The sequence below is a fragment of the Curtobacterium poinsettiae genome (assembly GCF_025677645.1).
In the GTDB taxonomy this organism is placed as follows: domain Bacteria; phylum Actinomycetota; class Actinomycetes; order Actinomycetales; family Microbacteriaceae; genus Curtobacterium; species Curtobacterium poinsettiae_A.
This window is the reverse complement of the sequence record NZ_CP106879.1, coordinates 1343256-1365252: the sequence shown is the minus strand read 5'-3', so window position 1 is coordinate 1365252 and position 21997 is coordinate 1343256. Positions and strand designations below refer to the sequence as shown.

19 protein-coding genes and 1 pseudogene are annotated in these 21997 nt (G+C 71.9%); 4 read left to right on the top strand and 16 right to left on the bottom strand.

Annotated elements, in window-relative coordinates; translation table 11 throughout:
• Nucleotides 1-60 precede the first annotated feature (60 nt).
• The 15 genes from OE229_RS06745 to OE229_RS06675 form a co-directional block, all read right to left on the bottom strand.
• Nucleotides 61-1488, bottom strand: coding sequence for an NHL repeat-containing protein (locus OE229_RS06745; protein ID WP_262137105.1), 1428 nt, complete (start codon nucleotides 1486-1488; stop codon nucleotides 61-63).
• A 156-nt stretch (nucleotides 1489-1644) separates the two neighbouring features.
• The gene (gene pth / locus OE229_RS06740) at nucleotides 1645-2229 is read right to left on the bottom strand and encodes an aminoacyl-tRNA hydrolase (protein WP_182066276.1); all 585 of its coding nucleotides are present in this window, start codon (nucleotides 2227-2229) and stop codon (nucleotides 1645-1647) included.
• Between the two features lie 29 nt (nucleotides 2230-2258).
• The gene (locus OE229_RS06735; RefSeq protein ID WP_182066275.1) at nucleotides 2259-2888 is read right to left on the bottom strand and encodes a 50S ribosomal protein L25/general stress protein Ctc; all 630 of its coding nucleotides are present in this window, start codon (nucleotides 2886-2888) and stop codon (nucleotides 2259-2261) included.
• 328 nt (nucleotides 2889-3216) lie between these two features.
• Entirely contained in the window at nucleotides 3217-4191 is a 975-nt protein-coding gene (locus tag OE229_RS06730; RefSeq protein ID WP_262137102.1) for a hypothetical protein, read from the bottom strand.
• A gap of 8 nt (nucleotides 4192-4199) precedes the next feature.
• A complete protein-coding gene (locus OE229_RS06725; protein ID WP_182066273.1) occupies nucleotides 4200-4856 on the bottom strand; it encodes a response regulator transcription factor in 657 nt (218 codons plus the stop codon).
• Entirely contained in the window at nucleotides 4853-6127 is a 1275-nt protein-coding gene (locus OE229_RS06720; RefSeq protein ID WP_262137099.1) for a sensor histidine kinase, read from the bottom strand. Before OE229_RS06720 ends, OE229_RS06725 begins: the two co-directional genes overlap by 4 nt.
• A gap of 84 nt (nucleotides 6128-6211) precedes the next feature.
• Nucleotides 6212-7132, bottom strand: a complete 921-nt coding sequence (locus OE229_RS06715; protein WP_262137097.1) for a hypothetical protein — start codon at nucleotides 7130-7132, stop codon at nucleotides 6212-6214.
• Between the two features lie 174 nt (nucleotides 7133-7306).
• Nucleotides 7307-8659, bottom strand: coding sequence for a D-mannonate dehydratase ManD (manD, locus tag OE229_RS06710; RefSeq protein ID WP_259362876.1), 1353 nt, complete (start codon nucleotides 8657-8659; stop codon nucleotides 7307-7309).
• Nucleotides 8656-9939: a mannitol dehydrogenase family protein gene (locus tag OE229_RS06705; protein WP_262137094.1), complete on the bottom strand. Its 1284-nt coding sequence runs from the start codon at nucleotides 9937-9939 to the stop codon at nucleotides 8656-8658. The genes manD and OE229_RS06705 overlap by 4 nt, the downstream gene beginning before the upstream one ends.
• Nucleotides 9936-10823 carry a sugar phosphate isomerase/epimerase family protein gene (locus OE229_RS06700; RefSeq protein ID WP_182066269.1) on the bottom strand — a complete coding sequence of 296 codons (888 nt, stop codon included), beginning with the start codon at nucleotides 10821-10823 and terminating at the stop codon, nucleotides 9936-9938. The genes OE229_RS06705 and OE229_RS06700 overlap by 4 nt, the downstream gene beginning before the upstream one ends.
• Nucleotides 10820-12031, bottom strand: coding sequence for a Gfo/Idh/MocA family oxidoreductase (locus OE229_RS06695; protein WP_262137092.1), 1212 nt, complete (start codon nucleotides 12029-12031; stop codon nucleotides 10820-10822). Before OE229_RS06695 ends, OE229_RS06700 begins: the two co-directional genes overlap by 4 nt.
• The gene (locus OE229_RS06690) at nucleotides 12028-12867 is read right to left on the bottom strand and encodes a sugar phosphate isomerase/epimerase family protein (protein WP_209133669.1); all 840 of its coding nucleotides are present in this window, start codon (nucleotides 12865-12867) and stop codon (nucleotides 12028-12030) included. The genes OE229_RS06695 and OE229_RS06690 overlap by 4 nt, the downstream gene beginning before the upstream one ends.
• 73 nt (nucleotides 12868-12940) lie before the next feature.
• A complete protein-coding gene (locus OE229_RS06685; RefSeq protein WP_206647628.1) occupies nucleotides 12941-13900 on the bottom strand; it encodes a carbohydrate ABC transporter permease in 960 nt (319 codons plus the stop codon).
• A complete protein-coding gene (locus OE229_RS06680; protein ID WP_262137089.1) occupies nucleotides 13897-14919 on the bottom strand; it encodes a carbohydrate ABC transporter permease in 1023 nt (340 codons plus the stop codon). Before OE229_RS06680 ends, OE229_RS06685 begins: the two co-directional genes overlap by 4 nt.
• Nucleotides 14919-16274, bottom strand: a complete 1356-nt coding sequence (locus tag OE229_RS06675) for an ABC transporter substrate-binding protein (protein ID WP_262137087.1) — start codon at nucleotides 16272-16274, stop codon at nucleotides 14919-14921. The genes OE229_RS06680 and OE229_RS06675 overlap by 1 nt, the downstream gene beginning before the upstream one ends.
• 120 nt (nucleotides 16275-16394) lie before the next feature.
• Between OE229_RS06675 and OE229_RS06670 the strand changes: the two genes are divergently transcribed.
• The 3 genes from OE229_RS06670 (at nucleotide 16395) to OE229_RS06660 (ending at nucleotide 19724) form a co-directional block, all read left to right on the top strand.
• Nucleotides 16395-17468 carry a LacI family DNA-binding transcriptional regulator gene (locus tag OE229_RS06670; RefSeq protein ID WP_262137085.1) on the top strand — a complete coding sequence of 358 codons (1074 nt, stop codon included), beginning with the start codon at nucleotides 16395-16397 and terminating at the stop codon, nucleotides 17466-17468.
• Between the two features lie 60 nt (nucleotides 17469-17528).
• A complete protein-coding gene (gene uxaC, locus OE229_RS06665) occupies nucleotides 17529-18968 on the top strand; it encodes a glucuronate isomerase (protein ID WP_262137083.1) in 1440 nt (479 codons plus the stop codon).
• Between the two features lie 156 nt (nucleotides 18969-19124).
• Complete coding sequence (locus OE229_RS06660) at nucleotides 19125-19724, top strand: class I SAM-dependent methyltransferase (RefSeq protein ID WP_209133679.1); 600 nt, start codon at nucleotides 19125-19127, stop codon at nucleotides 19722-19724.
• Nucleotides 19725-19844: 120 nt separating this feature from the next.
• On the opposite strand, the gene OE229_RS06655 is transcribed toward OE229_RS06660, so the two are convergent.
• Nucleotides 19845-20384, bottom strand: a complete 540-nt coding sequence (locus tag OE229_RS06655; RefSeq protein WP_209133681.1) for a gluconokinase — start codon at nucleotides 20382-20384, stop codon at nucleotides 19845-19847.
• 163 nt (nucleotides 20385-20547) lie between these two features.
• On the opposite strand from OE229_RS06655, the pseudogene gndA reads away from it, so the two are divergent.
• Nucleotides 20548-21953 (top strand): annotated as a pseudogene (gene gndA / locus OE229_RS06650) (NADP-dependent phosphogluconate dehydrogenase).
• The last annotated feature ends 44 nt before the right edge of the window (nucleotides 21954-21997 follow it).

The window sequence follows — 21997 nt, the reverse complement described above, 5'->3', positions numbered from 1 at the left end:
ACACCCGGACCGGTGTGCGCAGCGGGCGAACAGGGGCCGGTGTGCGGGGTGGTCGTGCGGTCAGCCGCGGTTCCGGCGGGTGCGAGAGCTGCGGACCACGAGCCCGAGCCCGAGCAGGACCGCGGCGGCGAGGAGCGGACCGGCGACGGAGGCACCGGTGACGGCGAGGGCCGACCGTGTCGGAGGAACGGCAGGGGCAGCGGTCCCGGCGGCCGTGGTCGGAGTGGCAGCACCGCCGGCTGTGGTGGGACCCGCGGCTGCCGCGCCCCCGGTGAGCACCGGCGCCGTGGGGGCCGTCGCCCCGGGTGTCGGAGCGACCGGCGTGGAGACCTCGGGGGTCGGTGGCACGGGCCCGGTCGTGGGGTCGGGCACGGTCGGTACCGGAACAGGGGCGGTCGTCGGCCGTTCCGTCGGGGTGACCGTGGCCGTCGGGACCGGAACCGGCGTCGGCGTCGGCGCACCGGTCGGTTCGGGTGCAGGGGTCGTCGGCACCGGTTCCGGGGCCTGCGTCGTCGGCGGCCCCACGACCGTCGTGCTCGCGGTCGGCTCGGCCGCGAGGGAGCGCGTGGCCGTGACGACGCGACGCCGGTTGTAGTCCGCGACCGCCATCCGGGGTCCGTCGACCGACACCGCCGTCGGGTTCGCGAGCGGGGACCCGTCAGGCGCTGCGTCGAGTGCCACCGTCCAGGCCTCACCGTCGTACGACCACACCCTCCCGCCACTGTTGTCGACGGCGAACACCGAGTCGTCGTCGTCCACCGCGACCCCGAGCAGACGGGCGCGCTCGGTGGCCGGGAACCCGAGGGCCTGGACGCTGCCGTCCGACCGTTGCATCCGCCAGACCTCGTCGCGCTGGGCATCGGTGACGACGAGCGCGCTGCCGTCCGCACTGAGGGCGACCCCGCCCGGGTCCGTCCAGGGGCCGGTGACCGTCGTCCAGTCGCCCGATCCCAGGTCCGCGGTCCACAGTTCGCCGCTCCCGGGGACGGCAGCCCACACCGTCGTGCCGTCCACGGCGAGCTCGGAGACCGACCGGCGGACGGGTGGTGCGGGGATGCGTCGGACCGAGCCACCGTCGAGCACCGCGACGGTGCGTCGACCGGCCTCCGCCACGACGAAGCGTCCGTCCGCCAGGGCCACGACGGCCGATGGGTTCCACATCGCCGCGTCGTGCGTACCGAACCCGGCGACGGTCTCCCAGGCGCCGTCGACGTCGCGACGCAGGACCCCGTTCGCCGCGAAGTCGGCCACGACGAGGCGTCCGAGTGCGTCGTGGTCGACGTCGTTCGGTGCCGAGAAGGACGCCGCCACCGGCGGTGCTGTGGTCTCCGCGGTCTGGGGAGCCCACTCGTCCGGCACGGCGCCGACCGCGGGGACGGTGAACCCGTTGAGCACACCGACGGTGACCAACCCGGCCACGAGTACGGCGACGCCGCCCGGCAGCACCGCGGCCCGGAGACCGCCGGAGATCGTCGTGCCCTGCGTCATCCGTGCCCCCGGCCCTCGTCGTGGGACCCGTCGCCCCGACGAGAACCTACCCGCGGCGGGGTACGCCGTCGGTCCCCCAGTTCGGGGACTGCGCGGGAACAGGACAGCGACGGGACCGAGCCCGCGCGAGCGCGTGCGCCGGGCTGACGGACGGGATCAGGACGGGGCGTGCACGCGCTGCTGTGCGGCGAGCAGCCCGACCTCGGCGATCGCCTGTACCGCGTCGGCGGCGTCGGCCAACAGGATCGGGAGGGTCTTCTTCTCGGCTGCGGAGAAGTCACGCAGCACGTAGTCGGCCGGGTCCTGCCGACCGGGCGGACGTCCGATGCCGACCCGGACGCGCGTGAACTCGTTCGTGCCGGTGGCCTTGATGATGTCGCGCAGACCGTTGTGGCCGCCGTGCCCGCCGTTGCCCTTCAGGCGGACGGTGTCGAACGGCAGGTCGAGTTCGTCGTGCACGACGACGAGGTCGGCCGGGGTGGCGCTGTAGAAACCGAGCACCGAGGAGACCGGTCCGCCCGAGGTGTTCATGAACGACCCGGGCTTCGCCAGCACGAGTCGCGTGCCGCCGGGCACCAGGCGCCCCTCGGCGACCTGGTTCGGCGTCTTGTGCTTCTTGAACGTCGCACCCATGCGCGAGGCGAGTTCGTCGAGGACCATCTGGCCGACGTTGTGGCGGTTGCCGGCGTAGTCGGGCCCGGGGTTCCCGAGCCCGACCACGACGAGGATTCGATCCGTCACAGCGTCGACCAGATGTCTTCGGAGGGGTGTTACTCGGAGACCGGCTCGGAGCCGCCCTCGGCACCCGCTTCGGCGCCGGCCTCGGCCGATGCCTCGTCCGCGGCGTCGTCATCCGCGGTGCCACGCGGGGTGACGATCTGCACGACGAGCGCCTCGCCGTCGGTCTCGAGCTCGGCGCCCTCGGGGAGGGTCAGCTCGGCGGCCGTGATCTGCTTGCCGTCCTCGAGGCCCTCGACATCGACCGTGACGTGCTCCGGGATGTCGGTCGCGAGCACGAGCAGCGAGACCGTGTTGAGGTCCTGCACGTGGATGGTGCCGGAGAAGGACTCGCCCTCGACGACGACGGGCACGTCGACCGTGACCTTCTCGCCGCGGCGGAGGACCACGAGGTCGATGTGCTCGATGATCTGGCGCACCGGGTCACGCTGGACGTCCTTGACGAGGGCGAGCTGCGCAGCGCCCTCGATGTCGAGGTCCACGACCGCGTTGGCGGTACGGACGAGCAGCATGGTCTCGTGACCGGGCAGCGAGATGTGCTTCGGCTCGGTGCCGTGGCCGTAGACGACCGCGGGGATCTTGTCGGCCGCGCGGAGCTTGCGAGCAGCGCCCTTGCCGAACTTGGTGCGGACTTCCGCTGCGAGCTTGGTGTAGTCGGCCATGGTGCCTCCTGGTGTCTGGGACGACGCCGGGGTGCCGGCATCGTGGGGGTCTGTGGTGTTGCAACTCGAACGCGTGCACGCGTGAGGAACGATCCCAGGGTCTTGCCGGGTATCCCACCGCGTCGATCACGGCCGCGCGTACGCAGCCCTCGCCGAAGTCAGGGACTGAGTCTAGCAGGACCGTCCGGGCGTGTCGCGCGCCACGGTCCGGACACACACCAGTGACGGACGGGAGGCCCGTGGCGGTCCCGCCACGGGCCTCCCGTCCGTCGCCCCGCGCGGCGGGCGCGGGGCGCTCCCCCCAGGACCGCTCCCCGCGACTGCCGGGTCAGTCGACGTCTGCAGGCGCCGCCGGCGCGAGCCGCGCGATCGCCCTGTCGAGGCGGGCGTCGACCTGCAGCTGCCTCGTCGAGCCCTTCCGGAGCACGACCGCATCGGTCGCGGTGACGTGCAGCAGCCGCTCCCACTCCGCCGCGTACAGCGCGTTGCGGTAGCCGGAGGACCCCTGGCACGCGACGTCCCGTCCGGCGACGGCGATCTCGGCCTTCCCCGGATCGTCCGAGAACAGGACGACCTGGTCGCCGTCACGTGCGCTGACGTGCATCGAGGGGGTCGGCATGCCCTCCGGACCCTCAGGCAGGTCCGGCACACCGGACGGCGCCATGCAGGTACGCCACCCGGCCGCGGCTGTACGGACCCGGTCGTCCTGGCGCGCGTCCAGCGCCGCCAGGTAGGTCAGGCGCTGGGCCAGTTCTGATGCCGCCTGCTCGGTGCCGCGCAGCGTGGTACCGAGGGTCATCCGGGCCGCGTTCCAGCAGCGGGCGGCCACGCCGTCCGGGAGCGCGGCGAAAGCCGCCTGGCGGTCGGGGTCGTACCCCCACTTCCGCATGCCCTCCTGGTTCGCACCGGCGGTGGACGGCCCGTGGTAGCCGCGGGTCTCGGCGAGCGCCGCGGTCAAGGGCCGGGTGGTCGCGAGTGCGGGTGACGGGTTCGCCCGAGCGGCGGTGTCGCCAGCGTCGTCGTCGGCCTGCAGCCCGGCCCCGGTCGCCCAGGGAGCCGCGTCGTCGATGCCAGCCTTCCGCAGGCAGGGTTGTGCCACCAGGTTCTCCGCGTACGTGCTCTTCGACGAGGCCGGTGCGGCGAAGGCGTCGAGCGGCATCGTCCACGCCGTGCTGTCCTGTTCGACGGTGGGTGCGACCGCGACGTCGGCGCGATCGGGCAGCCCGTGGACCACGGCGCTGGCCAGTCCGGCGAGGACGACGACGAGGGTGCCGGTCTTCGCGATGCGGTCGGTGATCTGCATGGTTCCCCCTAGGCGCGGACGAGGCCGCGTTCGTGTGCGGTGATGACGACCTGGATCCGGTTCCGGAGTCCGAGCTTCATCAGGACGGCGCGGACGTGGGTCTTCACGGTGGCGTCGCTCAGGAAGACGGACTCGGCGATCTCGGCGTTGCTGAGCCCCTTCGCGACGAGCAGGAAGACCTCGCGCTCGCGGGCGGTCAACGCGTCGAGGACCTCTTCTCGCCGATCGGTCACGGCCGGGGTGCCCTGCGCGCGAAGCAGGTCGAGCGCCTCGGCTTCGGTCGGTGCCGGTCGGCCGGCGTGCACGTCGCGGATGGTCGCGGTCACGACATCGGGCAGGGCGTCCTTCGTCAGGAACGCGGCGGCTCCGGCACGGAGTGCTGCGAGGACGGCGTCGTCGCGGCGGATGGTGGTGAGCGCGACGACCCGCGGGCGGTCGTGGGTCGAGTCGGCGAGACGCGTCAAGGTCTCGATGCCGTTCATGACCGGCATCCGCAGGTCGAGCAGCAGCACGTCGGGGTGCTCGGCGGCGCAGAGCTCGAGGGCGGCGGCACCGTCACCGGCGGTCCCGACGCAGGACATGTCGTCCTGGGCGTCGACGAGCATCTGCATCCCGGTGGCGAACAGTCGCTGGTCGTCGACGACTGCGACGCGGACGGCGGTCATCGGACGTGCTCCGGCAGGCCGGTCTCGGTCTCAGCCGTCGCTGCGGTCGGCAGCACACCGGCCGTCGCCGCGGTCGGCACCACCGCGGTCGTCGGGAACCACGCCGTGACCACCCACTCGTCCGGGGTGTCGCCGACACCGGCGCGCAGCCAGCCGCCAGCCAGTCGGGCGCGCTCCTGCATCCCGGCCACACCGGACCCCGTGCCGTCGAGCTCCACGAGGGGTTCGCTCCCGCGCGACGACACGACGACGCCGAGCCCCGGTCCGCGCCAGTCGAGCGCAACCCGCGCCGTCGCTGTCCGGCCCTGGTGCTTCAGCACGTTCGTCAGGCTCTCCTGCGCGATCCGGTGCACCGCGCTGGCGCCGCCCGCGGGCAACAGCCCGGCCCCGTGCTCCTCGAACGTCGCGGTCATGCCGAGCTCCCGCATGTCCTCGACCATGTCGGGGACATCGCGCAGCCCGTGGTGATCGGCGTCGTCGCTCGCTTGGATGCGTTCCACCAGGGCGCGGACGTCGCCCAGTGCCGATCGGCTCACGTCGGCGATGTCCTGCAACGCTCGGGCGGCGTGGTCGTCCCGCACGGCGATGGCCGCGGCACCCTGGGCCTGGGAGACGACGACCGCCAGCGAGTGGGCGAGCGAATCGTGCACGTCACGGGCGATCCGCGCGCGGTCCTGCTCGGCCCGGAGCTCTGTCGTGGTCACCTCGGTGCGGCGCTGTGCCTCGACCACCCGGACCCGGGCGAGGCCGATCCGCCACGCGGCACCGATGGCCACGCCGACCGCCCAGGCGACACCGCTGACCCCCACGAACGCGAACGCGATCGTGACGAGGTCGGACCGGGTCCCGCCCGAGTGCCCCACCCAGCTGCTCCAGACATCCTGGTCGGCAGCGGTCGGGACCGCCATCGCCCAGGCGGCCGCCGCACTCGCGAGCAGGAGCACGGGGAGGGCCAGGTAGCGGAGCAGGTCGGACCGGCCGGCGCCGACGACGCCGACGACGATCGCGATCGCCAGGTACTCCGGCCAGGTCGTGTCGGTCGGCCGGGTGAGCAGTCGGGCCGCCTGCAGGAGCGGGATGCCGACGACCAGTCCGAGCGCGGTCCCGGGCATCCACGCGGCGAGGCCGATGGCGACGGCGAAGGCCGACACCACGACGACGTGATCGGCGAGCTCCGCGCGCCCGGCTTCGGCGACGATCCAGAGCACGAGGTACACGGCGCCGGTGGCGGGGGCCAGCAGGTGCCGGTACCGGCGGAGGAGGGAGGTCATGACGCGAGCGTATGGGCCGCGCCGGACGGGGACCGAGCCGTGCGGCCGCTTTTCATCCGAGGTGATGAGGTCCGACCGGACGGCTCAGCGGCCGACCTTGCGGCGGTGCTCCTGCGCGGCGTGCAGGACGTCGCGGGCCCGGTCGCTCGCCGCCTCGGCCTCGTCGCGGGCTGCCTCGAGGCGGGTGATGTCGGCTTCGGCCTGCTCGAGGGCACGCTGGAGCTCCGCGCGGCGCTCCTCCGCCTGTTCGAGGTCGGCCTCGGCCGTGTCGAGTGCGGCGTCGGCGTCGCGGGACTCCGTGCGCGCTGCGGTCTCGGCCTGGCGCGCGGCCTTCCGGTCGGCGGCCGGGTCGCTGGCCGGTTCCGGTTCGGGCTCGGGTTCGGGTTCGGCGTCCGGTTCCGGGGCATCGCGCTGCGCGGCCCTGGAGGCACGGCTCGCCTGCCGCGCACCCCTCGCCTGGGAGATGGGGATGGGCGGGGCATCGCTGCCGGACCAGGCATCGGGGACCGCGTCCGGGTCCGCGAGTGCCCCGTCGAGGTCGACCGCGTCGAACCCCACGCTCTCGAGGGCCGTCACGAGCAGCCCCGACCGGACGGCCGCGCCGGCGTGCGGGTCCGCCATCGCCGCCTCGATCGTCGCCCGGACCTGCTCGAGCACCGCCGGGGTCACGGGGTGTCCGGCGTCGGACGCCAGGTCCGCACCGGCCTGCGCGAGGGCGTCGACGACCTCGGTGCGCTGCCGACGGAGGGTCCGGATCGCGTCGGGGTCGGCGTCGGCCTGGGCCCTGCGGAGCGCCGGCCCGAGGTCGACGGCGTCGTCGAGGGCACCGTCGTGGGCGAGCAGGTCGATCACCCAGGCCGCCGGGGCGGGCTTCCGGAGCCGCCCGATCGCCGTGGCGAGGGCACGGTCGTCCTTCCGCACCGCGCGCTGCCGAGCGGTGCGCTCGGCGACGAAGTCCTGCGGCGCGACGAGCAGCAGCTCCCTGGCGACGTCGGCGAACTCCACGCGACCACTGTGCCCGTTCAACACCAGGCCCGTTCAACACCGCGCCCGTTCAACACCGCGCCCGTTCAACACCGCGCCCGTTCAACACCGCGCCCGTTCAACACCGCGCCCGTTCAACACCGCGCCCGTTCGACACCGCGCCCGTTCAACACCGCGCCCGCCACGCGTCGAGGACTACCAGTCGTGGACGGTGCCGTCGGCCAGGCGGTTGAACGGCAGGTACGCCTGCTCGTAGGGGTACTTGCCGGCCTCGTCGACGTCGAGGCTGACCCCGAGGCCCGGCTCGTCGCCCGGGTGCAGGTAGCCGTCGGTGAACGTGAACGTCTGGTGGAACACCTGGTTGGTCTGCGGCCCGTGCTGCATGTACTCCTGGATGCCGAAGTTGTGGATCGCGAGCCCGAGGTGCATCTGCGCGGCGAGTCCCACCGGGGAGATGTCGGTCGGCCCGTGGAAGCCGGACCTGACCTGGTACAGCGCCGCGTACTCCATCGTCTTCTTGAGCGGGGTGACGCCGCCCATGTGCGTGACGGCTCCGCGGACGTAGTCGATGAGCTGGTCGCGGATGATGTCCTTGAAGTCCCAGATGGTGTTGAAGACCTCGCCGATCGCCAGCGGCGTCGTGGTGTGCTGCCGGACGAGCTTCAGGGCCTCCTGGTTCTCGGCGGGGGTGCAGTCCTCGAGCCAGAACAGGTCGTACGGCTCGAGCGACTTGCCGAGCTTGGCGGCCTGCAGCGGGGTCATCCGGTGGTGCCCGTCGTGCAGCAGCGGCAGTTCGGGACCGAACTCGTTGCGGACGGCCTCGAACACGGTGGGGACGTGGCGCAGGTAGGCGCGGGTGTCCCAGTCCTCCATCGCCGGGTGGGCACCGCGCTGCGCGGGCTCGAAGTCGTAGCGGACGCCGGCGTTGCCCTCGGTGGTCCTGTTCGACGCGATGCCGTAGATGGACTCGAGGCCGGGGACGCCGGTCTGCACCCGGATCGAGCGGTAGCCCTCTTCCTGGTGTTCGCGGATGGAGTCGAACAGCTCGGGCAGCTCCTTGCCCGAGGCGTGGCCGTACGCCATGAGCCCGGTGCGCGATGCCCCACCGAGCAGCTGGTAGAGCGGCATGCCGGCGACCTTCGCCTTGATGTCCCAGAGGGCCATGTCGACGGCGGCGATCGCGGCCATCGTGACCGGACCACGGCGCCAGTACGACGACCGGTACAGGAACTGCCAGGCGTCCTCGATGCGGCTGGCGTCACGGCCGACGAGCAGCGGGACGACGTGCTCGGACAGGTAGGCGGAGACCGCGAGCTCACGGCCGTTCAGGGTGGCGTCGCCGAGTCCGGTCACGCCGTCGGCCGTGGTGAGCTTGAGCGTCACGAAGTTCCGGTTCGGGCTGGTCACGATGACCTCGGCCCGCTCGATCAGCTGGCCGCGGTCCGCCGAGGCCCAGGTGTCCGGACGGCCGGCGGTGGTCTCGGCCGGCCCGCTGTCGGTGGCGCCGGGGACCGGGGCCGCAGGGTTGGTGGTGTTCGTGTCGGTCATGCGTGGACTCCTCCGTTGGAGCGTTCGCGGGCGCGTGCCGCGGCGGTGCGGATGCGGTCGGCCGCCGCCGTCACGGCGGCGACCACGGGGGTGGTGTCGAGTTCGGGCGCGACGACGGCCAGAACGTCGTGCACGTCCGAGTCTGGCCCGGGGGCACCGGGGTCGTCCACCAGGTCGGGTTGCTCGGTGACGTGCAACCACCAGGCGGCGAGGGCGGTGGCCGCTCCGGTGCCGATGCCGGCCGAGGGGTCTCGGGCGAGCCGGTGGCGGACGACGTCGACGACGCGGACGGGCAGCTTCTGCGAGCCGCCGGACGCGATCTGCCGCAGCGTGTGCCGGATGCGCGGGTTGGCGAACCGCTCGACCAGGGCCGCGCGGGCGTCGGTGACCTCGGCCTCGGGCAGCGGGAGCTCGAGCGCGGCTTCGTCCCAGAGCTGCTCGACGGCGGTGCGGCAGACCGGGTCGTCCATCGCCTCGGCCACCGTGTCGTGGCCGAGCTGCAACCCCAGGTAGGCGAGGAGCGAGTGCGAGCCGTTCAGCAGCCAGAGCTTCCGCTGCTCGTACGGGGTGACGTCGTCGACGATCCGGACGCCAGCCGCCTGCCACGCGGGCCGGTCGATGCCCGCGAAGGCGTCCTCGAGCACCCACTCGGCGAACGGCTCGGTGACGACGGGGACCCGGTCTCCGGCGAGCGCACCCGGCAGTTCCGACAGGTGCGCGACGTCGGCGTCGGTGGTCGCGGGGGTGATCCGGTCGACCATCGAGCTCGGGAACGCGACGTTCGCCTCGATCCAGTCGCGCAGGTCGTCGTCGGTGACGGCCTCGAGCACGGCACCGCGGAGGACCACCCCGTTGTGCGTCAGGTTGTCGAGACTGACCAGCGCGATGCGCCCGGAGCCGGCGGCACGGCGGGCGTCGAGCCCCGCGACCAACCGCGACGGCACGTCGGAACCGGGCCGGTAGCCCTGCTCGGTGACCGTCAGCGTGACGATGGTCGTCTCGGGGGACGCGACCACGTGCCTCCAGGCCGTGTCGTCGCTGCCCGGGTGGGCGGCCACGATCGTGTCGACCACCTCGGCTCCGTCGCCGGACGCGGCTCGCGTGACCAGCGTGTACCGGCAGTCCTGCGCGGCCAACGCGTCGGCGGCCGCGGGCGAGCGGCCGGTGAAGGCGGTGATGCCCCACGGCTCCCCCGTGGTGTGGGCGGTGTACCAGGCGAGGTGGGCGCGCGCGAAGGCGCCCACCCCCAGGTGGACGATCCCCGGACGGCGATCGGTCATGCCGACACGGGGACGAGGGAGCGGAGGTAGGCGAGGTTGTCGGCGGTGCGGGTCTCGAGCGGGAGGTCGGTGGAGAAGTCCTCGATGGTGACCCACCCGTCGTACCCGACCTGGCGGAGCGCGTCGAGGTACTCGGACACCGACGCCTGGCCGGTGCGCAGGGGTGCCCACTCGTGCTGCCAGATCGAACTGCCGTCGGCCCGGGTGTCGCCGCTGTCGACCCAGCGGGCGTTCTTCACGTGGGCGTGTGCCAGGTACGGCCCGAGCAGTTCGAACGCGGCGAGGTGGTCCTCGTACCCCTCGATCACGAGGTTGCCGAGGTCGTGGATGACGCCGACGTGTGCGGGGTCGAGACCATCGATCAGCCGCAGCGCTGCGGAGGCCGACGGTGTGATCGTCATGTGGTGCAGCTCGACCAACACCTTGACGCCGAGTTCGGCCGCGCGGTCCGCCGCCCACTCGAGGTCGGTGCGGGTGCGGTCGAAGAGCTCGGGGTAGGTCTCGCCGGCGCGTTCCTTCTCGGCCCGGTAGTTCGGCATCGTGACGCGGACCTGCCGGGCACCCAGTTCGCTGGTCACGCGCAGCATCGTCTCGACGCCGTCGTGGTCGGCGGCCGGCTGGTAGCCGCCGATGCCCGAGTACTCGAGCCCGGCGGCGTCGGTGACCCGGGCGATCTCACCGACCCGGTCGCGGATGCCGGTGTACTGCCACGTCGAGTTGTTGCCCGCCCAGAACGACCGTTCGGCGGGGACCTCGGCGCCGTCGGCCGGGCGGTCGTCGACGATGCGCCACTCGATGCCGTCCCAGCCCTGCGCGGCCAGGGTCTCGGCGGCTTCGGACGGGGTCCAGTCGGGGGTCGAGGCGGTGAACACGGAGAACTTCATCGGGTGGCTCCTTCGGTCGTGGGGGCGGTTGCGGGTGTTCCGACGACCGGCACCACGTCGTCGTACGTCCCCTCGATCACGTCGTCGATGCGCACGGGTCGTCCGAGCGTCGCGCTGACGTAGAGCCCGCGGACGGTGGCGAGCGACACCAGGGCTGCGTCGACGGTGACACCCGGTTCGCGTCCGTGCCGGATCGCGTCGACGATGTCCGTGTACTGCCGAGCGTGCCCCGCGGCGAAGTGGTCGGGCTCAGCGGGGCCGCCGACGACGTGCTCGGGCGGGACGACGTTGTCCTTCTGGTCGACGGCTCCGGCGACCGCGGTGGCGTTCGACGTGGTCGCGGCGGACTCGAGCGTGGCGGTGTCCGGGGCGATGTGGAAGTACGCGAGCCGGTCGTCGTCGACGATGGCGGAGCCGTGCGTGCCGTACACGGCGTAGCGAGCGGACAGCCCCGGGTACGCGGCGGTCGTGCAGTGGACGACGCCGAGCGCGCCGCCGGCGAACCGGACGGTGGCGACGGCGGTGTCCTCGACCTCGATGCGGTCGTGCGCGAGCAGCCCGGTCTGCGCCGAGATCTCGACCGGGCGACCGAGTGCCCAGACGAGCAGGTCGACGGTGTGGACGCCCTGGTTCATCACCGCCCCGCCGCCGTCGAGGGCCCAGGTGCCGCGCCAGTCGCCGGAGTCGTAGTACCCCTGCGACCGGTACCACGCGACGCTCGCGAGCCCCGAGGTCACGGTGCCGAACCCGCCGTCGTGCGCGGCCCGGGCGACGGCTGCCGACGCCGGGTCGAAGCGGTGCTGGCTGATGACGCTCGTGACGAGCCCGCGGTCACGAGCGGCTGCGGCGAGCGCCGCGATCTGCCGTGCACGGGGCATCGTGGTGTCGAGCGGCTTCTCGATGACGACGTGCTTGCCGGCGGCCAGGGCGGCCTCGGCGAGCTGCACGTGCATGCCGGACGGCGAGCAGATCGCGACGACGTCGATGTCGGTCTGTTCGATCGCCTCCTCGATGGTGGACGTCGTGATCGGGCGGGCGGCACCCAGCTCCTGGACCGCGTCCGCGGCGCTCGTGGCGGCTTCGGGCACGGCGTCGACGAGGGCGACGACCTGCAGGTCGGGGTGGCGGACGGCGACGGTGGCGTGGTGGCGTCCGATGACGCCGGTGCCGACGACGGCCAGGCGGAGCGGGTTGGTGGGGTCGGTCATCGCAGGGTGACTCCGATCTGGTCGGTGAGGGTGCGGAAGGCCCGTCCGGCACGACCGAAGGCCGCGGGGCCGGAGAACCCGCCGAGGGAGGTGAAGTCGCTGAGGTGCGGCTCGAGCGAGGCGTACCCGGAGTACCCGGCGTCGCGCAGCGCGGTGAGGGTCTGGAGCAGTTCGCCGTCGCCCTCGCCCGCGGGCACCACCGACGAGTCGGCGGCCAGTGCGTCCTTGACCTGCAGGTAGTCGACGTACGGGGCGAGCTGCGCCCACCCGTCGGTGAACGGCTTGACGCCGCACTGCACGTAGTTCGCGTTGTCCCAGGCCAGTCGGAGCGCCGGGGACCCGACGCTCTCGACGATGTCGAGCACCCGCGCGGGGACGTCGCCGTAGATGTCCTTCTCGTTCTCGTGCAGCAGGGTCACGCCCTCGCGTGCGGCGAGGTCGGCCAGGGCGCGCATCCGGACGAGGACGTCGTCGCGGACGTCCTCCGGCTGCCGGCCTTCGAAGTAGAACGAGAAGATCCGGATGTTCGTCGTGCCGAGGGCGTGCGCGGCACGGATCGCACGGGCGAGTCGGGACACTTCGTGCTCGACGGGTTCGTCGACGGGCACCTTGCCGATCGGCGAGGCGATCGCGGACACGGTCTGTCCGCGCTCCTCGAGCAGGCGGTGGAGTCCGGCGAGCTGGTCCTCGTCGAGGTCGACGACGTTCACGCCCCAGGCGCTGCGGACCTCGATGGCGCTCGCGCCGAGCGCCTGCAGGACCGCGACCTGGACGACGGGGTCGGCGTCGATCTCGTCGCCGAAGCCGGAGAGTTCCCAACTGGGCTGGTCGGTCATGGTGTCCTTTCGTTCGGACGGGAGGCGCGCGGCGGGGCCGCCACGGGCCTCCGGTCCGGTTCTGGGTTGCGGCCTACTTGACGGAGCCGGCGGTGAGCCCGCCGACCAGGTAGCGCTGGAAGATCAGGTACAGGGCGACGACGGGGACGGCGCAGACGATCGAGGCGGCCATCATCTGGCCGTAGATCGGGACTGCGCCGCCCTCTTGGGTGGTGCCGAGCACCTGCAGGACGACGGCGACCGTCCGGGTGTTCGGGGTCGTCATGATCGTGGAGAACAGGACGTCGTTCCAGCCGAGCAGGAAGGCGAAGATCGCGGAAACGACGATGCCGGGCCACGACAGCGGGAGCACGATCTTCGTCAGGATCTTCGTCGAGCTGGCGCCGTCGATGCGGGCCGCTTCCTCGAGTTCCTTCGGCAGGCCGCGCAGGTACGTGACCATGACCCACGTGGAGAACGGCAGGGCGAAGGTCAGGTAGGTGACGAACAGGCCCCACCGGGTGCCGATGATCTGCACGCCGGTGGCGCTGGCGATGTTCGAGAACACCACGAAGACCGGCAGGAGCAGGAGCGTGCCGGGGATCGACTGCAGGGCGAGGAGCCCACGCAGGATGGTCAGCCGCCCGAGGAACCGGAACCGGACGAGCACGTAGGCCGTCGACACGGCGAGCGCGGCACTCGCGACGGCGACGGCACCGGCGGTGAGCATCGAGTTCACCAGTCCCTCGCCGAGGGCGACGGTGGACCAGATCTCCACGTAGTTCGACAGGGTGAACTCGGACGGGAAGTACTCGCCGCGGGCGACCGCGACGTCGGAGTTGACCGAGCCGAACAGGATGTAGAGCACCGGGACGGCGATGAAGGCGATGATCACCGCGATGACGGTGACGAGCAGCCAGCGCGGCAGCAGCCGGGTGACGTCGGTGTCGTAGGGGCGCTTGCTCCGTCGCCCGCCGCTGCCGGTCGTGATGCTCTCGGTGAGCGTCGCGGTGGGGCGGGTTCGGGTGCTGAAGGACGTGCTCGGGGTGGTCATGCGCGTGCTCCGTCGATGTCGGCGGCGGTCGGGGCGGCTGCGAGCGTGGCGCGGTCGGCGCGACGCTGCTTCCGGCTGGGCCCGGCGTCGTCACCGGTGTCGAGCTTGACGGCTCGCAGGTAGACGAACAGCGGGATCGCGACGATCACGAGCGAGCAGATCGCCATCGCTGCGGACAGACCGAAGCGGAACGACTGGAAGCTCGCGATGTACGTCAGGACGGGCATCACCTCGACGCTGGACGGCAGCGGGATGCCGAACAGCACGAACGGCAGCGTGAAGTTGTTGATGTTGTGCAGGATCGCGATGATCACGGCGAGGCTGAGGGGTCCGCGCAGGTACGGGAAGATGATGTAGCGGAGCCTCGCCCACCAGGTCACCCCGTCGAGCGCGGCGGCCTCGTGCACCTCGTTGTCCACGGCCTGCAGCCCGGCAAGGGACAGCAGGTAGACGAACGGCCAGCTCGTCCAGATCATCACGCCGGCGAGCGCCCAGTACGACGCCGAGCCGTTCAGCCACAGCACGTCGGTGTGCAGGATCGAGTTCACGACGCCCTGCGGCTGGAGCATCGTGCGGAAGAAGGTGCCGACGACGAACGCGGGCAGCACGTAGGGGATCAGGTAGATCGACCGGACGAGGCCGCGCCCCGGGAACCGGTTCTGCGTGGAGATCGCCGCAGCGACCCCGATCGGCACGGTGACCGCGGTGACCAGCACCGACAGCGACACCGAGATCCAGATCGAGTGGAGCAGGGGCGAGTTCGTGAAGGCCTCGGTGAAGTTCGCGAACCCGACGAACGGGGCGCTGAACCACTGGCGGAGCGTGTACTGGTCGAGGTCGAGCATCGCGATCCAGAAGCCCACCAGGAGCGGCACCACGATGACGGCGAGCATGAGGACCCCGCCGGGGACGAGCATCCAGAGCGGACGCTCGCGCTTGTAGAGGGGCGTCCCGCCGACCGGGCGGACGGGCCGGGGCGGCGCCGCGTCGGTGCGGGGCCTGGTCTGCGTGCTGGTCATCACAGACCTCCGTTCTTCTGACGGTCGAGGGTGGCCTGGGCGTCCTGCTGGGCGTCCTGCAGTCGCTTGCGGAGCTGGTCGTCGGTGACCTCGCCGGACTTCAGCGACGGGATCGACTGCACGACGACGTCGACCAGGGCGAGCTGGATGTCGGACCAGGCGCCGGTGAACGCGGTCGGCTTGGACAGGCGGCCGGCGTCGATGATCGGTTTGAGCTGCGGGTTGTCGGCCGCCAGGTCGGCGGCGGCCGAGGCGTTCGTCGGCAGGTTGCCGAACAGGTCGTAGTACTCGAGCTGGGCCTTCGGGGCGCTGAGCTGCTTGACGAACGCGAACGACAGCTCCTGCTTGGTGCCGTAGTCGGCGACGACCCAGTTGTCGCCGGACAGGATGCTGGCGGCCTCGATGCCGCCGGACGGCCGCTCGGACGCCCCCGGCGGGACGGTGGGCAGCAGTGCGAACTCGTACTTGCCGTCGACCTTGGTGTCCTGGAACGAGTTGATGGCGGTGGTGGTCGTCATCGGGAAGAACGCCGCCTTGCCCTCGGTGAACTGCGCGAGGGCCTGGGCGTTGTTCCAGCCGATCGCGGCCGGGTCGACGACACCGTCCTTCGTCACCCAGTCGAAGTAGGTGCGGTAGGCGTTCTCGACGACCTCGCTGTCGATCTCGGCCTTCGAGCCGTCGACGATCGTGTTGCCGGCGTTCTGGGCCATCCCCCAGACGAACTTCCAGGGGTCGAAGCCGTCGGCGTAGGCGATCGCCATGCCGTGGCGTCCGTCACCCGTGGTGGCCTTCGCGTCGGCGGTGAGCTCGTCCCACGTCGTGGGCATGTCGGTGATCCCCGCCTCGGCGAGCAGGTCCTTGTTCACCGCCATCACGAACGGACGGCTGGCGAACGGGATCCCGATCTGCTTCGACGGACTCGGACCGGAGATGCCGAACGACGCGGGGTCGAACTGGTCCTTGCCGCCGATCGCGTCCCACTCCTTCGTGCCCATCTCGACGAAGGCCCCGGTGGCGTACGCGGTCGGGGTGAAGGTGGTGCCGATCGCGTAGACGTCGGGGCCCTGCCCGGAGATGACACTCGTCTGGATCGCGGTCAACTCCTCCTGCGCGGACGAGTAGGTCTCCCACTGGATGTCGGCACCGGTCGTGCGCTCGAACTCGGCGGCGGTCTCCCGCTGCCACTGCTTGCGTTCCTCGGGGTAGGTGGTGTCCGCGCCCATCATCACGCGGAGGGTGTTCGGGTCGTCGCCGCTGCCGTTCACCACGGCACATCCCTGCAGGGACAGTGCGGCGAGGGCGACCACGGCGACGGCACCGACGAGGGTGCGGACTTGCAGTCTTCGCGTCTTCACGGGGGTTTCCTCCTCGAGACCTCCTCCGAGCGGCGCTGCTCGGTGGCACCACTGTTCCGCCGTTGGCAACATGCGGCAACCGGTTGCCACTTGTTGCCAGACGCGAATACGTTCGGCCTCGTGAAGGACCTCTCGACGGACGGCGGCGGGCGCACGGGCGGTGCCACGGGCGCTGCGCGTCGCGTCACCATCCGCGACATCGCCGACGCCACCGGGGTCGCTGCGTCCACCGTCTCCCGCGCCCTGTGCCTGCCCGACCGGGTCAACGCCGTCACCCAGGAGCGCATCCAGCGGGCGGCCCGCGAGCTCGGCTACGTCGCCAACTCACAGGCCCGGGCACTGACCTCAGGCCGTACCCGCGCCGTCGCGGTGCTCGTGTCCGACATCACGAACCCGTTCTACTTCGACGTCATCCGCGGCACCCAGCACCAGCTCGCCGGGGCCGGTTGGACGCAGCTGCTCGTCGACACCGAGGAGTCCGCCGACGCCGAGATGGCCGCGCTCACCGCCGTGGGGGCCAAGGCCGACGGGGTCGTGCTCACGGCGTCACGACTGTCGGACGCGCAGATCGCGCGGTTCGCCGAGCGGATCCCCCTGGTCGTGGTGAACCGTCGGCCCACCGGCGTGCCGTCGGTGCTCATCGACACCCCCGGCGGAGTGGAGCAGGCGGTGCAGCACCTGGTGTCGCTCGGACACCGGGAGATCCTGTACGTCGCCGGGCCGGACAGCTCGTGGTCGAACGAGCGTCGGTGGCGCGCGCTCGTGCAGGTCGCCAAGCGCCTGGGGATCCGCGTCGCCCGGGTCGGACCGCACGCCCCCTTCGTCGACTCCGGTGCCGCGGCCGCCGACGCCGCCGTGCACGCCGGTGCGACCGCGTGCATCGCCTTCAACGACCTGATCGCCATCGGGATGCTCGCCCGGCTGCGGGAGCGCGGGGTCCGCGTCCCCGAGGACATGAGCATCGTCGGTTGCGACGACATCTTCGGTGCCGACTTCTGCAACCCGCCGCTCACCACGATGACCTCGCCGATCGAGCGGGCCGGCCGGGTGGCGATCCGGATGCTGCTCGGACGGCTCGGTGCCCTGCCCGCCGACGAACTGCCCGGGGAGCACATGTCCGGCGCCGTCGCCCTGCCCACCCACCTGACCGTGCGGGAGTCGACCGGGCCGGCGGCCCGCGCCGGCACCGGCTGATCCCGCACGAGCAGCCCCCGCACTCGCAGACCCGAACTCGCCGCCCCGAAGGAGTCGATGATGACCCGCACCAGCACCCCCACCCGGCTCGCACCGCACCCCGACCGGCTGTTCCCCGCCGACCCCGGAGCGCGAGCCGTGGCACGCACCGTGTACGAGGCGGTCAAGGACGCCCCGATCATCTCGCCGCACGGGCACGTCGACGCGGCGCTGATCGCCTCGGACCAGCCGTTCAGCGACCCCGCGTCGCTGCTCATCACCCCCGACCACTACGTGCTCCGCCTGCTGCACGCGAACGGGGTGGACCTGGCCGCCCTGGGACGCGCCGACGTGTCGGGAACCACCCCCGTTCCTCCAGGCCGCGCCGTCTGGCGGCAGCTGGCGGAGCACTGGGACGACTTCCTCGGAACCCCCGTGCGCTACTGGTTCGAGACGGAGCTGCACGACGTGTTCGGGCTCGATCAGGCGCCGTCCGCCGCGAACGCGGACGACCAGTACGACCACATCGCCGGCCTGCTGGCCTCCCCCGCGTTCCGGCCACGCGCGCTCTTCGACGCCTTCGGCATCGAGGTCCTCGCCACCACGGACGGCCCGGCGGACGACCTCGCTGCGCACGCGCAGCTCGCGGCGGACCCCGGCTTCACCGGCCGCGTGCTCCCCACCTTCCGCGCGGACGCCGTGTTCGACCCGACGCGGTCGGACTGGAGGCCCGTGGTCGCGTCGATCGGCGAAGCCGCCGGCATCGACACGGGCACCCACGCAGGGCTGCTGGCGGCGCTCCGCGCACGTCGCCACCACTTCATCGAGCACGGCGCGACCGCCACGGACACCGGGGTGCTCGACGCGGGCTCCGCTCCCCTGCCGCCGAGCGAGCGGGAACGCATCCACGCGGCGGCACTGCGCGATGCGTCGTCGGTCACCGAGGCCGAGGCCGCGGCGTACCGGCACGACATGCTCTACCGCTGGGCGGAGATGAGTGTCGAGGACGGCCTCGTCATGCAGCTGCACCCCGGGGTGATCCGGAACCACCACACCCCGACGCTCGAGCGCTTCGGGCCGGACACCGGGCACGACCTGCCGGCCGTCGGGTCCTTCACCGAGCCGCTCCGGCCGCTGCTCGAGTCCTTCGGCACCGCTCCGGGCTTCCACCTCGTGCTGTTCACCGTCGACGAGACCGTCTTCTCGCGCGAGATCGGGCCGCTCGCGGGCTTCTACCCCGCCGTGTACGCGGGCGCGCCGTGGTGGTTCATCGACACCCCGGCGGCCATCGAGCGCTACCGGGCGGCCGTCACCGACTCGGCGTCGTTCACCAAGACCTCCGGGTTCATCGACGACACCCGCGCGTACTGCTCCATCCCCGCGCGGCACGACATGGCGCGGCGGGCGGACGCGGCGTACCTGGCGTCGCTCGTGGTCACGCACCAGGTCTCCGAGGAGGACGCCGTCCGCACCGCCCGGCGCATCGTGTCCGACATCCCGAAGGCGACGTTCAAGCTCTGACGCTTGGATGCCGCGGCGCGCGGCGCTGCCGCGTGGCTGCCGTGGTGCGAGGCGCTGCCGCGTGGTGCGAGGTTCCGTGCCTGGTGCGAGGGTTGCCGGGTCGCACGGAACACGGAACCTCGCACGGTCCGGCGCTGCGGCGGTACGGTCGGGCGCATGACGGAGCGGGTGACGGCGGCGTACAGCGCTCGAGCCGACGAGTACGCGGCACTGCTCGGGTCGATGGACGCCGTCCACCCCGACGACCGATCCCTCGTCGACGACTGGGCAGCCGGTCGCAGCGGTCCCCTGGTCGACGCCGGGTGCGGCCCCGGTCACTGGACGGCGCACCTCGCACGGCAGGGGCACCGTGTCAGCGGTATCGACGCGGTGCCGGAGTTCGTCGAGCACGCACGTCGGACGCACCGCCCCTCGGTCGAGTTCCGGGTCGGGTCGCTCGACGCGCTCCCGCTCGCGGACGGCAGCGTCGACGGGGTCCTGGCCTGGTACTCGGTGATCCACCACGAACCGTCGCGGATCGGTGAGCCGCTCGCCGAGTTCCGCCGGGTGCTCACCCCCGTCGGTGGGCTGCTGCTCGGGTTCTTCGAGGGCGACGCGGTCGAAGTCTTCGACCACGCGGTCGTCAGCGCGTACCGCTGGCCGGTCGCGTCCCTGGTGACGGTGCTGGACGAAGCGGGCTTCGACGTCGTGGACGTCCACACCCGCACGGACCCGGGGCACCGGCCGCACGGGGCGATCAGTGCGGTGCGCCGCTGATCGCTGTCCGTTCAAGCGACCGGTCGGACGTCCGCGACCATCGAGCTCAGAGCCGCAGCGATCTCCGGCACGGCATCGAGGCGCTCACGACGCGGTGTCCTTGCAGGTCGTCGGTGTTCGTCAGCCGGTGGTGACCGCGAGCGCGGCGAGGATCTCCCGCACCGTGTCGTCGACCGATCCGTCGATCGGCACCGCGACGGCGGCTTCGTCGGGCTGCGGCCGCTCGAGGGTCGCGAACTGCGAGTCGAGCAGCGTCGTCGGCATGTACTCGTGCTGGCGGTGGGACTGCCGTTCGGCGATCAGGTCGCGCGACCCGTCGAGGAAGGCGATGACGAGACCCGGCGCGGACTCGCGCAGACGGTCCCGGTAGGCGCGCTTGAGCGCCGAGTTCGCCATCACGCACCGGGAGCCGTCCGATTCGACCGCCGCGATCCGCTGGGCGCAGGCGTCGAGCCACGGCCAGCGGTCATCGTCGGTGAGCGGGATGCCCTGCCGCATCTTCTCCTTGTTGGCGACCGGGTGCAGGTCGTCGGCGTCGACGAAGACGCACGGTTCGCCCTGCGCGACCAGGGCGTCGGTGAACGCCTGGCCGATGGTGGACTTGCCGGAGCCGGAGACGCCCATCACGAGGACGGGCGGGTGGACAGCGAGCTCGCTCATCCCTCCACAGTATTGATCCGGTGAACTCTGGTCCCCAGTTCCCGGAACACCTGTGCGGTCCCAGACCACCGGTCGTAGGTTGGGCGCCAACGTCAGGACAAAGGAGACCCTCGTGGCAGACAACAACGGTCAGGCGAACATCGGAGTCGTCGGACTCGCGGTGATGGGCTCGAACCTCGCCCGCAACCTCGCATCGCGCGAAGGCAACACGGTGGCGGTCTACAACCGCACGTACGCCCGCACCGAGGAGCTGCTCCAGGAGCACGGCGACGCCGGGTTCATCGCGTCCGAGGACATCGACGGGTTCGTCGCCTCGCTGTCGAAGCCCCGGACCGCCATCATCATGGTGCAGGCCGGCAAGGGCACCGACGCCGTGATCGGCCAGCTCGCCGAACGGTTCGAACCGGGCGACATCATCGTCGACGGCGGCAACGCGAACTTCCACGACACCATCCGACGTGAGCACGACCTGCGCGAGCAGGGGCTGAACTTCGTCGGCACCGGCATCTCCGGTGGTGAAGAGGGCGCGCTCAAGGGCCCGTCGATCATGCCCGGTGGCTCGAAGGAGGCCTGGGAGACGCTCGGGCCGATCCTCAAGTCGATCGCCGCGGTGGCCGAAGGCGAACCGTGCGTGACCCACATCGGCACCGACGGCGCCGGGCACTTCGTCAAGATGGTGCACAACGGCATCGAGTACGCCGACATGCAGCTCATCGCCGAGTCGTACGACCTGCTCCGTCGCGTCGGCGGGCTCTCGGTGGAGGACCTGGTGCAGGTCTTCGACGAGTGGAACAAGGCGACCTCGAGTCCTACCTGATCGAGATCACCGGGGAGGTCCTCAAGCAGCGCGACGCAGACACCGGCAAGCCGCTCGTCGACGTCATCCGTGACGCGGCCGGCTCGAAGGGCACCGGCGTCTGGACCGTGCAGAACGCCGTGGGCCTCGGCATCCCCGTCTCGGGCATCGGCGAAGCCGTTTTCGCCCGCGCCGTCTCGTCGAAGCCGACGCAGCGTGCCGCCGTGCAGCAGTCGATCAAGAACCGTCCACAGATCGCGGAGGTGCCGGACACCTTCGCCGACGACGTCCGTGCGGCGCTGTACGCCTCGAAGGTCGTCGCCTACGCGCAGGGGTTCGACCTCATCATCGCCGGGGCGAAGGAGTACGGCTGGGACATCGACCTCGGCAACGTCGCGAAGATCTGGCGGGGCGGCTGCATCATCCGCGCCCAGTTCCTGAACCGCATCGTCGACGCGTACGCCGAGAACCCGAAGCTCGAGTCGCTGCTGGTCGACCCGTACTTCGCGAACGCGGTCGCCGAGGGCGAAGCCGCCTGGCGCCGCATCGTCGGCATCGCGGCCGCGTCGGGCGTCCCCGCGCCGGGCTTCTCGTCCGCGCTGTCGTACTTCGACTCGCTCGCGTCCGACCGTCTGCCCGCGTCGCTGATCCAGGGCCAGCGCGACTTCTTCGGCGCGCACACCTACCAGCGCATCGACAAGGACGGCACCTTCCACACGCTGTGGTCCGACGACGACCGCCGCGAGGTCGAGCAGGAGCCGTCCACGCACTGACGGCCGCGCCCGCTGCCGACCACGGCGGTCGGTGCGGGCTCTCG

Excerpts from the sequence above, each read along its gene's own strand:
- OE229_RS06695 (WP_262137092.1), bottom strand. The coding sequence starts at position 12,031 with ATGACCGACCCCACCAACCCGCTCCGCCTGGCCGTCGTCGGCACCGGC.
- manD (WP_259362876.1), bottom strand. The coding sequence starts at position 8,659 with ATGACCGACACGAACACCACCAACCCTGCGGCCCCGGTCCCCGGCGCC.
- OE229_RS06705 (WP_262137094.1), bottom strand. The coding sequence starts at position 9,939 with ATGACCGATCGCCGTCCGGGGATCGTCCACCTGGGGGTGGGCGCCTTC.
- OE229_RS06720 (WP_262137099.1), bottom strand. The coding sequence starts at position 6,127 with ATGACCTCCCTCCTCCGCCGGTACCGGCACCTGCTGGCCCCCGCCACC.
- OE229_RS06735 (WP_182066275.1), bottom strand. The coding sequence starts at position 2,888 with ATGGCCGACTACACCAAGCTCGCAGCGGAAGTCCGCACCAAGTTCGGC.
- OE229_RS06680 (WP_262137089.1), bottom strand. The coding sequence starts at position 14,919 with ATGACCAGCACGCAGACCAGGCCCCGCACCGACGCGGCGCCGCCCCGG.
- uxaC (WP_262137083.1), top strand. The coding sequence starts at position 17,529 with ATGACCCGCACCAGCACCCCCACCCGGCTCGCACCGCACCCCGACCGG.
- OE229_RS06725 (WP_182066273.1), bottom strand. The coding sequence starts at position 4,856 with ATGACCGCCGTCCGCGTCGCAGTCGTCGACGACCAGCGACTGTTCGCC.
- OE229_RS06745 (WP_262137105.1), bottom strand. The coding sequence starts at position 1,488 with ATGACGCAGGGCACGACGATCTCCGGCGGTCTCCGGGCCGCGGTGCTG.
- OE229_RS06655 (WP_209133681.1), bottom strand. The coding sequence starts at position 20,384 with ATGAGCGAGCTCGCTGTCCACCCGCCCGTCCTCGTGATGGGCGTCTCC.
- OE229_RS06700 (WP_182066269.1), bottom strand. The coding sequence starts at position 10,823 with ATGAAGTTCTCCGTGTTCACCGCCTCGACCCCCGACTGGACCCCGTCC.
- OE229_RS06730 (WP_262137102.1), bottom strand. The coding sequence starts at position 4,191 with ATGCAGATCACCGACCGCATCGCGAAGACCGGCACCCTCGTCGTCGTC.
- OE229_RS06660 (WP_209133679.1), top strand. The coding sequence starts at position 19,125 with ATGACGGAGCGGGTGACGGCGGCGTACAGCGCTCGAGCCGACGAGTAC.
- OE229_RS06685 (WP_206647628.1), bottom strand. The coding sequence starts at position 13,900 with ATGACCACCCCGAGCACGTCCTTCAGCACCCGAACCCGCCCCACCGCG.
- OE229_RS06690 (WP_209133669.1), bottom strand. The coding sequence starts at position 12,867 with ATGACCGACCAGCCCAGTTGGGAACTCTCCGGCTTCGGCGACGAGATC.